This window comes from Streptococcus agalactiae ATCC 13813 (assembly GCF_000186445.1).
GTDB lineage: Bacteria > Bacillota > Bacilli > Lactobacillales > Streptococcaceae > Streptococcus > Streptococcus agalactiae.
Genome location: NZ_GL636070.1, coordinates 913,506 through 926,586 on the forward strand (window position 1 = coordinate 913,506; position 13,081 = coordinate 926,586).

At 37.1% G+C, this 13,081-nt stretch carries 12 protein-coding genes, 1 pseudogene and 1 other annotated feature; of the genes and pseudogenes, 10 read left to right on the plus strand and 3 right to left on the minus strand.

Translation table 11 applies throughout. The annotated features are described in order from the left end of the window. Positions 1 to 1,173, minus strand: a complete 1,173-nt coding sequence (locus HMPREF9171_RS108750; protein ID WP_001873152.1) for a hydroxymethylglutaryl-CoA synthase — start codon at positions 1,171 to 1,173, stop codon at positions 1 to 3. 153 nt (positions 1,174 to 1,326) lie between these two features. Between HMPREF9171_RS108750 and HMPREF9171_RS108745 the strand changes: the two genes are divergently transcribed. The 4 genes from HMPREF9171_RS108745 (at position 1,327) to yihA (ending at position 4,791) form a co-directional block, all read left to right on the plus strand. Beyond that, the gene (locus HMPREF9171_RS108745) at positions 1,327 to 2,166 is read left to right on the plus strand and encodes a thymidylate synthase (protein WP_000158595.1); all 840 of its coding nucleotides are present in this window, start codon (positions 1,327 to 1,329) and stop codon (positions 2,164 to 2,166) included. Between the two features lie 79 nt (positions 2,167 to 2,245). Next, complete coding sequence (locus HMPREF9171_RS108740; RefSeq protein WP_000166043.1) at positions 2,246 to 2,740, plus strand: dihydrofolate reductase; 495 nt, start codon at positions 2,246 to 2,248, stop codon at positions 2,738 to 2,740. A gap of 217 nt (positions 2,741 to 2,957) precedes the next feature. Next, positions 2,958 to 4,184: an ATP-dependent Clp protease ATP-binding subunit ClpX gene (gene clpX / locus HMPREF9171_RS108730; RefSeq protein ID WP_000918415.1), complete on the plus strand. Its 1,227-nt coding sequence runs from the start codon at positions 2,958 to 2,960 to the stop codon at positions 4,182 to 4,184. Positions 4,185 to 4,194: 10 nt separating this feature from the next. Beyond that, the gene (yihA, locus tag HMPREF9171_RS108725; RefSeq protein WP_000796925.1) at positions 4,195 to 4,791 is read left to right on the plus strand and encodes a ribosome biogenesis GTP-binding protein YihA/YsxC; all 597 of its coding nucleotides are present in this window, start codon (positions 4,195 to 4,197) and stop codon (positions 4,789 to 4,791) included. A gap of 61 nt (positions 4,792 to 4,852) precedes the next feature. Here the strand turns inward: yihA and HMPREF9171_RS108720 are convergent, their stop codons facing one another. Then, complete coding sequence (locus tag HMPREF9171_RS108720; RefSeq protein ID WP_000573135.1) at positions 4,853 to 5,401, minus strand: TetR/AcrR family transcriptional regulator; 549 nt, start codon at positions 5,399 to 5,401, stop codon at positions 4,853 to 4,855. A gap of 91 nt (positions 5,402 to 5,492) precedes the next feature. Between HMPREF9171_RS108720 and HMPREF9171_RS1000000114100 the strand changes: the two are divergent. From HMPREF9171_RS1000000114100 to mmuM, 4 genes and pseudogenes are all read left to right on the plus strand, one after another. Then, positions 5,493 to 5,933: pseudogene (locus HMPREF9171_RS1000000114100) on the plus strand (HXXEE domain-containing protein); the annotation flags it as partial. Between the two features lie 222 nt (positions 5,934 to 6,155). Further along, complete coding sequence (locus HMPREF9171_RS1000000114105; RefSeq protein ID WP_025193621.1) at positions 6,156 to 6,806, plus strand: HXXEE domain-containing protein; 651 nt, start codon at positions 6,156 to 6,158, stop codon at positions 6,804 to 6,806. Positions 6,807 to 6,935: 129 nt separating this feature from the next. Beyond that, complete coding sequence (locus HMPREF9171_RS108715) at positions 6,936 to 8,312, plus strand: amino acid permease (RefSeq protein ID WP_000427482.1); 1,377 nt, start codon at positions 6,936 to 6,938, stop codon at positions 8,310 to 8,312. 4 nt (positions 8,313 to 8,316) lie between these two features. After that, on the plus strand, positions 8,317 to 9,261 hold the full coding sequence (gene mmuM, locus HMPREF9171_RS108710; protein WP_000532335.1) for a homocysteine S-methyltransferase: 945 nt from the start codon (positions 8,317 to 8,319) through the stop codon (positions 9,259 to 9,261). 93 nt (positions 9,262 to 9,354) lie between these two features. Here mmuM and HMPREF9171_RS108705 read toward each other — a convergent pair whose 3' ends face one another. After that, positions 9,355 to 11,463 carry an AAA family ATPase gene (locus HMPREF9171_RS108705; protein ID WP_000002810.1) on the minus strand — a complete coding sequence of 703 codons (2,109 nt, stop codon included), beginning with the start codon at positions 11,461 to 11,463 and terminating at the stop codon, positions 9,355 to 9,357. Between the two features lie 269 nt (positions 11,464 to 11,732). Then, positions 11,733 to 11,866, plus strand: a sequence feature (ribosomal protein L10 leader region). 29 nt (positions 11,867 to 11,895) lie between these two features. On the opposite strand from HMPREF9171_RS108705, the gene rplJ reads away from it, so the two are divergent. Together rplJ and rplL are read left to right on the plus strand one after the other, a co-directional pair. After that, entirely contained in the window at positions 11,896 to 12,396 is a 501-nt protein-coding gene (gene rplJ, locus HMPREF9171_RS108700; protein WP_001287288.1) for a 50S ribosomal protein L10, read from the plus strand. A 63-nt stretch (positions 12,397 to 12,459) separates the two neighbouring features. Then, positions 12,460 to 12,825 carry a 50S ribosomal protein L7/L12 gene (gene rplL, locus HMPREF9171_RS108695; RefSeq protein WP_001196973.1) on the plus strand — a complete coding sequence of 122 codons (366 nt, stop codon included), beginning with the start codon at positions 12,460 to 12,462 and terminating at the stop codon, positions 12,823 to 12,825. The last annotated feature ends 256 nt before the right edge of the window (positions 12,826 to 13,081 follow it).

Sequence of the window (13,081 nt, forward strand, 5' to 3'; positions counted from 1 at the left end):
TTAATTATTAATTTTCTTGTAGATACGTTGATGTTCGCAAATAGAGTCTAGAGAAAAAGTGCCAGTCCGGTAGGTGTTGAAGTTAGCATTTCCATTTTCGTCTAGGATTGTTTTTTCAAAGAAGAGTTTCTCATACTCAGTTACTGTAATTTTTTGACGTTTATTGAGTTGATCCATACGATCGCTCTGAAGTTTATTTTGGTAGCCGTCTACTAACTGACCGGTAAAAATTTCAGCAACAGCTCCGCTACCGTATGAAAAGAAGGCAATTTGATCACCTGCTTTTAAATTTTGACTATTTTCTAGTAACGATAGAAGTCCTAGATACAATGAGCCAGTATAGCAATTTCCAATTTTCTTACTATAAGTAATAGAGTGCTCAAAATTTTCTTGTAGTTCAGCTTTCTTTTGTTCATCTAAGTTATTATCTAGAATTTTATTAAAGCCCTTTAAAGCTAATTTTGGAAAAGGAATATGGAAACAAAAAGCAGCATAGTCACTTAGACTAGTATTAAAACGTTTTTGATATTCTTTCCAAGTAGTTTTTAGCATATCTAGATATTGTTTTGTTGAAAACATGCCATTAACATAAGGAACATCAGAATAATTTGGTCGCCAAAAGTCCATAATATCACGGGTTTGCGCTAGACGGTCCTCTTTTAGCTCTAGAATGGATGGATTTTGACTAATAAGCATAGCGATACTGCCTGCACCTTGAGTGGATTCTCCAGTAGATTTAATGCCATATTTAGCAATATCTGAAGCTATCACTAATACTTTAGAATCTGGATGTTTTTCTACATGTAATTTAGCGTAATCAAGAGCAGCAGTTGCGCTATAGCATGCTTCTTTCATCTCGAATGACCTTGCGAAAGGTTGAATCTCTAAAAGTTGATGTACATAGACAGAAGCCGCCTTACTCTGATCGATACTTGATTCTGTAGCGACAATCACTATATCAATAGTTTCTTTGTCCTCATCAGATAAAATATCATTAGCTGCAGAAGCTGCAAGTGTAACGATATCTTCTGTAACTGGCGTAATACTAAGTGAATCTAACAATAATCCCTTGCTGAATTTTTCAGGGTCAACTTGGCGAGCAATAGCCAAATCAGTCATTTCAAGGACATATTGACTGGTTGCAAAACCAATCTTATCAATTCCTATTTTCATTGGTAAACCTTTCTGAATAAAAGTCATTTTTGCTAAATTCCATTTTACCATAAAGAAGCTAAAAATATGAAAAAAAGCTTTAACCTTCAAAGTCTTGTTTCTCACTAGAATATCTTTTTAAAATCTGATAAAATAAGACTTTGGAGGTATCTCATGACAAAAGCCGATTTATTATTTAAAGACAATATCACGAAAATTATGTCTGAAGGTGTATTTAGCGAGCAAGCCAGACCTAGATATAAAAATGGGGAAATGGCTAATTCTAAGTATATTACAGGTGCCTTTGCAGAGTATGATTTATCAAAGGGTGAATTTCCTATTACAACTCTACGTCCAATTCCAATAAAATCTGCTATTAAAGAAATTTTCTGGATTTATCAAGATCAGACAAATGATTTAGCAGTTTTGAATGATAAATATGGTGTGACATACTGGAATGATTGGGAAGTTGGCCATACTGGCACGATAGGTCAGCGCTACGGTGCAGTTGTTAAAAAACATAATATTATATCAAAACTCTTAAAACAGCTTGAAGATAACCCTTGGAATCGTCGTAATGTTATTTCATTATGGGACTATGAAGCATTTGAAGAAACAGAAGGCCTACTACCTTGTGCTTTTCAAACGATGTTTGATGTGAGACGCGTTAATGGTGAGCTTTATTTGGATGCCACATTAACACAACGTTCTAATGACATGTTAGTTGCACATCATATTAATGCTATGCAGTATGTAGCACTTCAGATGATGATTGCAAAGCATTTTGGTTGGAGAGTTGGGAAGTTTTTCTATTTTATCAATAATCTTCATATTTATGATAACCAGTTTGAACAAGCTCAGGAACTCTTAAAACGCCAACCGTCTGAGTGTAACCCCAAACTAGTATTGAATGTTCCAGATGGAACAGACTTTTTTGATATTAAACCAGATGATTTTGCGTTAGTTGATTATGATCCAATTAAACCTCAATTACGTTTTGATTTAGCAATCTAACTATCTCATGTTTTTTAACAAGCAATTTGAGGTAAAATTTGTTAGAATATCTAGAGATAAGTTAGTGAGGAAAAAAGTCATGACAAAGCAAATAATTGCCATTTGGGCTGAAGATGAAGACCATTTGATTGGAGTTAATGGCGGTTTACCATGGAGGCTTCCTAAAGAGTTACATCACTTCAAAGAAACGACCATGGGGCAGGCTTTGCTTATGGGACGAAAGACCTTTGATGGAATGAACCGTCGTGTTTTACCTGGTAGAGAGACAATCATCTTAACAAAAGATGAACAATTCCAAGCAGATGGAGTGACAGTCCTAAATAGTGTTGAACAAGTTATAAAATGGTTTCAGGAACATAATAAGACCTTATTTATTGTAGGTGGTGCAAGTATTTATAAAGCATTTCTGCCTTATTGTGAAGCAATCATAAAAACTAAAGTTCATGGAAAATTTAAAGGTGATACCTATTTTCCTGATGTTAATCTATCTGAGTTTAAAGTTATCTCTAGAGATTATTTTGAAAAGGATGAGCAGAATGCTCATGCTTTTACTGTGACATATTTTGAAAAATAAGGAAGGAATACTATTCAATGCAACGTAGCCTTTTTGGGGTCTTTACCGCATTTTTAGCTGTGATTTGTGTTTTATGTGCAATTCCTGCTATAAAGAAAAAAAGATATGGATTAGGAACAGTTTTTTTGATGAATGCTTTCACTAACCTTGTCAACACAATCCATGCCTTTTATGGAACATTATTTTAAATTAAATGAATAGAAAAGTTGAGGAAAAAATGGCTGGGAATCGTAATAACGATATGAATGTCTATTGTTCATTTTGTGGCAAAAGCCAAGATGAAGTAAAAAAAATTATTGCAGGTAATGGTGTTTTCATTTGTAATGAATGTGTGGCCTTATCACAAGAAATTATTAAGGAAGAATTAGCTGAGGAAGTACTGGCTGATTTAGCAGAAGTACCAAAACCTAAGGAACTATTAGAAATATTAAATCAATATGTTGTAGGGCAAGATCGTGCTAAACGTGCTTTAGCAGTTGCTGTCTACAATCATTACAAGCGTGTTAGTTATACCGAGAGTAGTGACGATGATGTAGATTTGCAAAAATCCAACATTTTGATGATTGGTCCAACTGGCTCAGGAAAAACCTTCTTAGCACAAACACTGGCTAAAAGCCTTAATGTACCATTTGCTATTGCAGATGCGACTTCATTGACCGAAGCAGGATACGTTGGAGAAGATGTTGAGAATATTCTTCTTAAATTGATTCAAGCTGCTGATTATAATGTCGAACGTGCTGAGCGTGGTATTATCTACGTTGATGAAATAGATAAAATTGCTAAGAAAGGCGAAAATGTTTCTATCACACGTGATGTATCTGGTGAAGGTGTACAGCAAGCCCTTCTTAAAATTATTGAGGGTACGGTAGCAAGTGTTCCCCCACAGGGTGGGCGTAAACATCCTAACCAAGAAATGATTCAAATTAATACCAAGAACATCCTTTTTATTGTCGGTGGTGCTTTTGATGGTATTGAAGACCTTGTGAAGCAACGTTTAGGCGAAAAAGTTATTGGTTTTGGACAGACAAGCCGCAAAATTGATGACAACGCTTCTTATATGCAAGAGATAATTTCTGAGGATATTCAAAAGTTTGGACTGATTCCAGAGTTTATTGGCCGTTTACCAGTAGTTGCAGCGTTAGAACTTCTTACTGCAGAAGATCTGGTTCGTATTCTGACAGAACCACGCAATGCTTTGGTTAAACAATACCAAACCTTATTATCTTATGATGGTGTAGAATTGGAATTTGATCAGGATGCTCTATTGGCTATCGCTGATAAGGCTATCGAGCGCAAGACTGGTGCACGTGGTTTACGTTCTATTATTGAAGAAACGATGCTTGATATCATGTTTGAAATTCCAAGCCAAGAAGATGTAACAAAAGTTCGTATCACAAAGGCTGCTGTTGAGGGTACTGACAAGCCTGTTTTAGAGACGGCTTAGGGAGATAGAGATGGCAGAAGAATTTTTAAATACTCATAATGCGTCTATTTTATTGAGTGCAGCTAACAAGTCACATTATCCTCAGGATGATCTCCCAGAAGTTGCTCTCGCTGGTCGTTCAAATGTTGGTAAATCAAGTTTTATCAACACGCTTCTTGGTCGTAAAAACCTAGCGCGTACGTCGAGTAAGCCAGGTAAGACACAACTGCTCAACTTTTATAACATTGATGACAAACTGCGTTTTGTCGATGTCCCTGGATATGGCTACGCTAAGGTGTCTAAAACTGAGCGTGCTAAGTGGGGCAAGATGATTGAAGAGTACCTTGTAACACGTGATAACCTTCGTGTTGTTGTTAGTTTAGTTGATTTTCGTCATGATCCAAGTGCGGACGATATTCAAATGTATGAATTTCTTAAGTACTATGAGATTCCAGTCATTATTGTAGCGACAAAGGCAGATAAAATACCTCGTGGCAAGTGGAATAAACATGAATCGTCTATTAAGAAGAAATTAAACTTTGATAAAAAGGACCATTTCATCGTCTTTTCATCTGTTGACCGCACAGGTCTTGATGAATCATGGGATACTATTTTATCTGAGTTATAATTTGAGAGTTTATGACAAAAAGAGCTTTGCAGTAGCTGTTGAGACTACTGCAAAGCTCTTTTTAATTTTTTAAATGATTGATAATATCGAAGGAAACTTGAGTTAATACTTCGATACTTGTTTGGCAGTCCTGATGAATCCACTCAATTAGAACACTGAAAATACCACCAATCGCAAATCGCTGAGCATAGGTATTGGTAGATAAATCACCACGACCTAACTCTATCAAATCAATATGTCGGAACCAGGATTGTTGAAATTGAGGGAGTAGGTCATTCTTTCTAAGAATGAGAAGAAGGGATTTATAATCAGACCAATAACTAAAAAAATTCTGGAAAACTTGGCTAAAAGTAGGTTGCTCCAATTGACCAAGTTGCTTAAAGAGATTTAATGTTAGTCTTTCGATGAAAAGGGTAAGTAGGTCATCTAGACTGTCAAAGTGTCGGTAAAAGGTTCTTCTAGCATAGCCAGATTTCTTGGTAATTTGGCTAATCTGAATTTTTTCATAGGGATATTCTTCCAAAAGTTGGCCAAAAGCTGTTAAGATATCCTCTTGTGTTTGAGTGATTTGTTTTATTCTCTTTTTATTAACTGTCACACTTTCAATCATTTGTGCATAAAACCTCCAAAGGTATTGATATTATAGGTTCACTTGATTATACTATATGGTATCAAATGTCACAAATCTTGGAGGTCTTCTTATGAAAACGTGGATAGCAAAATGGTACCTTTTTTGTCCCTATATTGCCTCTCTTTTTGCCTTAGCATTATTTTTTGGAAATTGGGATTTACGAGTGCAGTCACTACTTATATCGGGACTTTTTATTCAATTACACTTTTTCGAAGAATTTGGTTTCCCTGGAGGTTTTCCGCTTATCGCTATGCTAGTTGAACTTAAATCGGTTGAAACTGACACAAGTAAGTGGGACTTAAACCATCTATCAGCCTTTTTCGGGAATCAGTGGTTTGCAGTGATTGTTTATCTTTTGCCGATTTTTTGTCCCAATATACCATTTTTAACACTTGCAGTCATGATTTTTGCCTTTGCAGAACTTGCCATGCATCTTTTCTTTTTTAATCTTTCCTTGAAGAAGTGGTATAATCCAGGACTTCTTACGACCTTAGTAGGTTTTGTCCCTGTTTCTGTCTATTATTTAGCTCATGATTGGAACTTGTATTCTGGACTTGATTGGTTTTTAGCGCTGATATGGATTGTTCTTAACTACTTTATAGCCTTTCGTTCCCCAATCTATAAGCGTTTAGGTCGATATTCAAATTACGCATTTAATGATGTTGATCTTTCACGCTCAAAACCATTTTTAACACATTTTCGTGAAACACAGTTTAAATTAGGAGGTATTATCATGTCATATTTTAGAAATTACTGGTATCGTTTTGGAGCAATTTTATTTATTATTTTAGCAGTAACATTGCTTGTTTTTAGACCTGACTGGTCAATGCTTCACTATCTATTGTATTTTAACTTTATGGCACTTCTAGCACATCAATTTGAAGAATATCAGTTTCCCGGTGGGGCATCACCTATCATTAACTATGTTGTTTATGATGAAGAAGAGCTGATGGATCATTTTCCAGGTAATACTCAGTCTATTATGTTGGTTAATACTATTGCTTGGTTGCTTTACATTGCAAGTATTGCTTTTCCTCAAGCTTATTGGCTTGGATTGGGAGTCGTGTTCTTTAGTCTAACGCAGCTCTTGGGTCATGGTTTTCAGATGAATATTAAACTTAAAATTTGGTATAATCCTGGTCTAGCAACGACAGTATTTTTCCTAGTACCAATAGCTTGCGCATACATCTATCAAGCTAGTGCAGAAGGAATACTCACTTGGGGAGATTGGCTAGGTGGTTTTATCGTGTTGATTGTCTGTGTACTAACTAGCATTATTGCACCTGTACAGCTATTGAAGGATAAGGAGACCAATTATATTATTAGTCCTTGGCAAATGGACCGTTTTCATAAGGTCATTAATTTTGTAAGGCTAAAAAAATAAGGTTATCGCTATTTATGATTCGCTGATTTTTTGTAATAGTTTTTCTTTATCATATATGATAGCTAATACCTATTCCCCAATACGACTAGATTGTGGTAGGATAAAAGTATTAGTTTCTTGGAGGTTGTTATGGAAAATCATCGTTATGAAGATGAAGGTAAATTCCAGCGTAAGATGACCAGTCGTCATCTCTTTATGTTATCGCTAGGTGGTGTTATCGGGACTGGGCTTTTCTTGAGTTCAGGTTATACCATTGCACAGGCTGGTCCGCTTGGAGCTGTGCTGTCTTATTTGATTGGTGCCGTTGTGGTTTATTTGGTCATGCTATCACTTGGTGAATTGGCAGTTGCCATGCCGGTGACGGGGTCATTCCACACTTATGCCACTAAGTTTATCAGTCCTGGCACAGGTTTTACTGTTGCCTGGCTATATTGGATTTGTTGGACGGTCGCCTTGGGGACTGAATTTTTAGGTGCTGCTATGCTCATGCAGCGCTGGTTTCCAAATGTGCCGGCTTGGGCATTTGCTTCCTTTTTTGCCCTTGTGATTTTTGGTTTAAATGCTCTTAGCGTACGCTTTTTTGCAGAAGCAGAGTCTTTCTTCTCAAGTATTAAGGTTATTGCTATCATTATCTTTATTATCTTGGGCTTAGGTGCTATGTTTGGTCTAGTTTTCTTTGAAGGTCAGCACAAAGCTATTCTTTTCACTCATCTGACTGCCAATGGTGCCTTTCCAAATGGTATCGTTGCAGTTGTCTCAGTCATGTTGGCTGTTAACTATGCCTTCTCTGGTACTGAGTTAATTGGTATTGCGGCTGGTGAAACGGATAATCCCAAAGAAGCTGTACCAAGGGCTATTAAAACGACAATCGGTCGCTTGGTTGTTTTCTTTGTACTGACAATTGTTGTCCTAGCTTCGCTATTGCCAATGAAAGAGGCAGGCGTATCCACAGCACCATTCGTTGATGTCTTTGACAAGATGGGAATCCCTTTTGCGGCGGATATCATGAACTTCGTTATCTTGACAGCCATCCTGTCTGCTGGTAACTCAGGTCTCTACGCATCAAGCCGTATGCTCTGGTCCCTTGCCAATGAAGGTATGTTGTCAAAATCTGTCGTGAAAATCAATAAACACGGTGTCCCAATGCGTGCTCTTCTCTTGTCAATGGCAGGAGCAGTGCTGTCGCTCTTTTCAAGTATTTACGCTGCAGACACAGTTTATCTAGCCTTGGTTTCAATCGCGGGCTTTGCTGTTGTTGTCGTATGGCTAGCCATTCCGGTCGCACAAATCAATTTCCGCAAGGAATTCTTGAAAGAGAATCGACTAGAAGATTTGTCTTACAAAACACCTTTTACACCGGTTCTCCCTTATATCACAATCATTTTGCTTTTGATTTCAATTGTGGGGATTGCTTGGGATAGCTCACAACGTGCTGGGCTTTACTTCGGTGTTCCATTTATTATTTTCTGCTATATTTATCACAAACTACGTTACAAGAAATGGTGATCTTATGGGAAGATTTAAAGAACTTTTAGAGAGTAAAAAAACTTTCATCCTACATGGTGCCTTGGGGACCGAGCTTGAGAGTAGAGGTTGTGATGTTTCTGGGAAACTTTGGTCAGCCAAATATCTGATTGAGGATCCAGCAGCTATTCAGACCATTCATGAAGATTATATTCGTGCTGGCGCTGATATTGTGACGACATCAACTTATCAGGCGACTTTACAAGGACTAGCTCAAGTTGGTGTCTCTGAAAGTCAGGCAGAAGACTTGATTCGCTTAACTGTTCAGTTGGCAAAAGCTGCGCGTGAGCAAGTTTGGAAAAGTTTGACAAAAGAAGAAAAATCAGAGAGAATCTATCCTTTGATTTCTGGGGATGTTGGTCCCTACGCTGCCTTTTTGGCGGACGGTTCTGAGTACACAGGGCTCTACGATATTGATAAGGAAGATCTCAAAAATTTCCATCGCCATCGTATTGAGCTTCTTTTAGATGAGGATGTTGATCTTCTGGCACTTGAAACCATTCCAAATGCTCAGGAGGCTGAGGCTCTTATTGAGCTACTTGCCGAGGATTTCCCTCAGGTTGAGGCTTATATGTCATTCACCTCTCAAGATGGTAAGACCATCTCAGATGGTAGTGCTGTTGCAGGCTTGGCGAAAGCTATAAATGCTAGCCCACAGGTCGTGGCGCTGGGCATTAACTGTTCAAGTCCATCGTTAGTTGCTGATTTCTTGCAAGCAATAGCAGAGCAGACTAACAAGCCTCTTGTGACCTATCCAAACTCTGGAGAGGTTTATGATGGGGCAAGCCAATCTTGGCAATCTAGCCCAGATCATTCACACACCCTACTTGAAAATACAAGTGACTGGCAAAAACTTGGCGCCCAAGTTGTCGGAGGTTGTTGCCGAACTAGACCAGCTGATATTGCTGACCTCTCAGCACATTTGACATAAGTAAAGTGAATTAAAGAAGATTTTGATAAGTTCTGATTCCCTTTTTCAATCCACTAGAAAACCCGCTTGGATTCTTCCAAACGGGTTTTGTTTTTATCTTTCAGAAATGTCGATTTGGCCATCTTGCAAATTAGCTTTTAGGTGTTTAACATCTGTATGATCGAGATAGTAGTCTGTGATGCGATCGCGAATTTCTTGCTCGATGACACGGCGCAATGGACGTACTCCCATTGCTTCGTCATAACCCAGGTCAATTAAGTGTGATTTAACATTTTCATCTACCACAAGGTCAATTCCTTTTTTGCCAATTGTTTGGTTAACTTCATCAAGCATCAAATCTACAATTTCGCTTAAGTCATCTTTGCTTAGGTGAGAGAATTCAATAACACCATTGAAACGATTTAGAAATTCTGGACGGAAATATGGAGAAATTCGTTCCATAATTTTCAAGTCTTTATCGCTGTCACCTGTAAATGCTTCGTTTCCAAAACCTGCATTTGAGGTTGCAATGATAACAGTATTTTTAAAGTTAATAGTGTTTCCTTGACCATCAGTTAAACGACCATCATCTAGAACTTGAAGGAGAAGCGTGATAACTTGCGGGTCAGCTTTTTCGATTTCATCAAGAAGAACAATAGAATAAGGATTTCGACGGATACGTTCTGTTAGTGTATTACTATTGTCGTCATAACCAACGTAACCAGCAGTCGCTCCAATTAGCTTAGAAACTGCTGTACGATCATTATATTCAGACATATCAAGTCTAACGATAGCATCCTTTGATCCGAACATATCAAAAGCTAATTGCTTTGCTAGCTCAGTTTTACCAACTCCAGTTGGTCCAACAAATAGAAAGCTACCAATTGGACGATTACCATCATCGAAACCAGCACGATTTCGGCGAATAGCTCTCGCAACTGCCTCAACAGCATCATTTTGACCAATGACTTTACCTTTTAGACGATTGCCAAGTTCTTTTAAGCGTTCAATATCACTAGCACCCATATTTGATACAGGAACTCCAGTTAGACGCTCAATTGACATAGCGATATCATTGATAGTTGCAGTGACTTTTTGTCCTTCGGTATGATTATCAATCTGGTTTTGTAACTCTTCAATGCGTGTCTTGACCTTAAGAGCTTCTTCAAAATCTTCAGTATTGACAGCTTTTTCTTGCTTGTCTCTTTGCTCAGCGATTTCTTTTTCTAAGGATTTAAGGTCAGTTACGGGATGTTGCGCAGCTAGGTGTGCAGCAGTCATATCAATAAGGTCAATTGCTTTATCAGGGAGACTTCTTTGTGGGATGTATTGAATAGATAAATCTACAGCTGCTTTCAAAACAGAGTCAGGTAAAACAACATTATGATGTTGCTCATAGAGGTTTCTTATCCCCATAAGGATATTGAAAGTATCTTGTGCAGAAGGTGCATTGACTTTAACTTCGTTAAAGCGACGTGCTAAGGCAGCATTCTTGAGAATGGTGTTACGATATTCATCTTGAGTAGTTGCACCTATAACCGTTAACTCACCACGTGAAAGTGCAGGCTTAAGTATATCTGCGAGCCCCTTAGAGCCACTATCACCACCAGTTGAACCGGCTCCTAATATTTGGTGTATTTCATCAAAGAAGAGAATAATATTTCCTGTTTCCTTAACTTCTTTTATGATATTTTGAATATTTTCTTCAAAACTACCCCTATATTGGGTGCCAGCTTCAAGGCTAGAGATATCTATCGAAATGATTTCTTTATTTTTGATAGCAGCAGGGACATCACCATTTATAATTGCTTGTGCCAAACCTTCAATAACAGCTGTTTTACCAACACCTGCATCACCAACCAGAACAGGATTATTTTTAGTACGACGAGCTAGAATTTCTGCAGTTTCCTGAATTTCTTTGTTTCGTCCAATAACTGGATCTAGCAAATGCTGACGTGCTTGATCGGTTAAATTAGTTCCTAATTTAGTCAAAACACTATCTGCAGAGACTTGGTTTGTAGGAGTGTTTTGGTTATTTAGCTCTTGACCGGGGAGTTTTCCAGTTTGACGATATTGACTGAATTCTTCAGGAGTAACTTCCCGTCCATTGATTAAGTATCGCTTATTCTCACTGTTATAGCCCCCCATATTTCCCATTAGAGAATTAAAAATATCATCCATATTTCCAAAAGGGTCACGATTATAAAAATTATTATTTGCCATATATTAAATACCTCAATTGATTTTAATTTTTGAAAGTTAATTATTGATTCCTATACTTTAATACATATAGAGAGGTCTAATTTAAATATTTAATTATCTTTCTGGTACTATAATACACCTTTAGTCAGTAAAGGTCAATAAATAAATACTAAAATATTATTTTTTTGATATAAAGATAACTATTTTAGTATTTTTTGGTACTATAAAATTATTTCAGGAAAATAATAAAAATTATTGACAATGCTAGAATTATAAGTTATACTATTTAAAGTTTCTGATGAAACTGACCTAAGACAGTAGGGGAGCAGTGCTCATAATATTCCTACCGAGGCACAAAACGTCATTATAAAATAACGTATTGTACTTTCGTGTCTAGGTTTAGGTGCGATTTTTTTGTGCCTATCCCAAAAAATAAAAACGGAGGTAAAACTAATGAGTGAAGCAATTATTGCAAAAAAAGCTGAACAAGTTGAACTTATTGCTGAGAAAATGAAAGCAGCAGCAAGTATCGTTGTTGTTGATTCACGTGGTCTTACTGTTGAGCAAGATACTAACTTACGTCGTTCACTTCGTGAAAGCGATGTTGAGTTTAAAGTTATCAAAAACTCAATTTTAACTCGTGCAGCTGAAAAAGCAGGTCTTGAAGACCTTAAAGAACTTTTTGTTGGTCCATCAGCAGTTGCGTTTTCTAACGAAGATGTTATTGCACCAGCTAAAGTTATTAGCGATTTCGCTAAAGATGCAGAAGCTCTTGAAATCAAAGGTGGTTCAGTAGACGGTAAATTCACTTCAGTTGAAGAAATTAACGCTCTTGCTAAATTACCAAACAAAGAAGGTATGCTTTCAATGCTCCTTTCAGTACTTCAAGCGCCAGTACGCAACGTTGCATATGCTGTCAAAGCAGTTGCAGAAAAAGACGAAGAAGTGGCATAAGCACTCTTCAAGTAGCCTAGCTACATAATTTTATATTAAAACATATTTTTGGAGGAAATAACAATGGCATTAAACATTGAAAATATTATTGCTGAAATTAAAGAAGCTACAATTCTTGAACTTAACGATCTTGTAAAAGCTATCGAAGAAGAATTTGGTGTAACTGCTGCTGCTCCTGTAGCTGCTGCCGCTGCTGGTGGTGAAGCTGCTGCTGCTAAAGACTCATTTGACGTTGAATTAACAGCTGCTGGAGACAAAAAAGTTGGCGTTATCAAAGTTGTTCGTGAAATCACAGGCGAAGGTCTTAAAGAAGCTAAAGCTATCGTTGACAACGCACCATCAGTTATCAAAGAAGGTGCTTCAGAAGCAGAAGCTAACGAAATCAAAGAAAAACTTGAAGCTGCAGGTGCTTCAGTTACTCTTAAATAATCAGTTCCTGATTATTTAAAGGTGAAAGCCTATTTTTAAAGCCTTTTCGTTAAAGTTAAGGCGATTAAAAAAGGGATAATTCATTTGAATATTCCCTAAAAACACCCCCACAAATTTATTGTGGGGGTGTTTTATTTTTTATAAAAAAATTTACTGATAAAAGTTGGAGTACTCATTGAAGATCTTTCTTTTTAACTGATTTAATCGTATTTGATAATTTATCTCTATGTTAAATATCATTGGAAAGCTAGAAGCG

Bases quoted from the DNA above. Each gene is read 5' to 3' on its own strand.
- HMPREF9171_RS108750 (WP_001873152.1), bottom strand. From the start codon at position 1,173: ATGAAAATAGGAATTGATAAGATTGGTTTTGCAACCAGTCAATATGTC.
- HMPREF9171_RS108745 (WP_000158595.1), top strand. From the start codon at position 1,327: ATGACAAAAGCCGATTTATTATTTAAAGACAATATCACGAAAATTATG.
- HMPREF9171_RS108740 (WP_000166043.1), top strand. From the start codon at position 2,246: ATGACAAAGCAAATAATTGCCATTTGGGCTGAAGATGAAGACCATTTG.
- clpX (WP_000918415.1), top strand. From the start codon at position 2,958: ATGGCTGGGAATCGTAATAACGATATGAATGTCTATTGTTCATTTTGT.
- yihA (WP_000796925.1), top strand. From the start codon at position 4,195: ATGGCAGAAGAATTTTTAAATACTCATAATGCGTCTATTTTATTGAGT.
- HMPREF9171_RS108720 (WP_000573135.1), bottom strand. From the start codon at position 5,401: ATGATTGAAAGTGTGACAGTTAATAAAAAGAGAATAAAACAAATCACT.
- HMPREF9171_RS1000000114105 (WP_025193621.1), top strand. From the start codon at position 6,156: ATGTCATATTTTAGAAATTACTGGTATCGTTTTGGAGCAATTTTATTT.
- HMPREF9171_RS108715 (WP_000427482.1), top strand. From the start codon at position 6,936: ATGGAAAATCATCGTTATGAAGATGAAGGTAAATTCCAGCGTAAGATG.
- mmuM (WP_000532335.1), top strand. From the start codon at position 8,317: ATGGGAAGATTTAAAGAACTTTTAGAGAGTAAAAAAACTTTCATCCTA.
- HMPREF9171_RS108705 (WP_000002810.1), bottom strand. From the start codon at position 11,463: ATGGCAAATAATAATTTTTATAATCGTGACCCTTTTGGAAATATGGAT.
- rplJ (WP_001287288.1), top strand. From the start codon at position 11,896: ATGAGTGAAGCAATTATTGCAAAAAAAGCTGAACAAGTTGAACTTATT.
- rplL (WP_001196973.1), top strand. From the start codon at position 12,460: ATGGCATTAAACATTGAAAATATTATTGCTGAAATTAAAGAAGCTACA.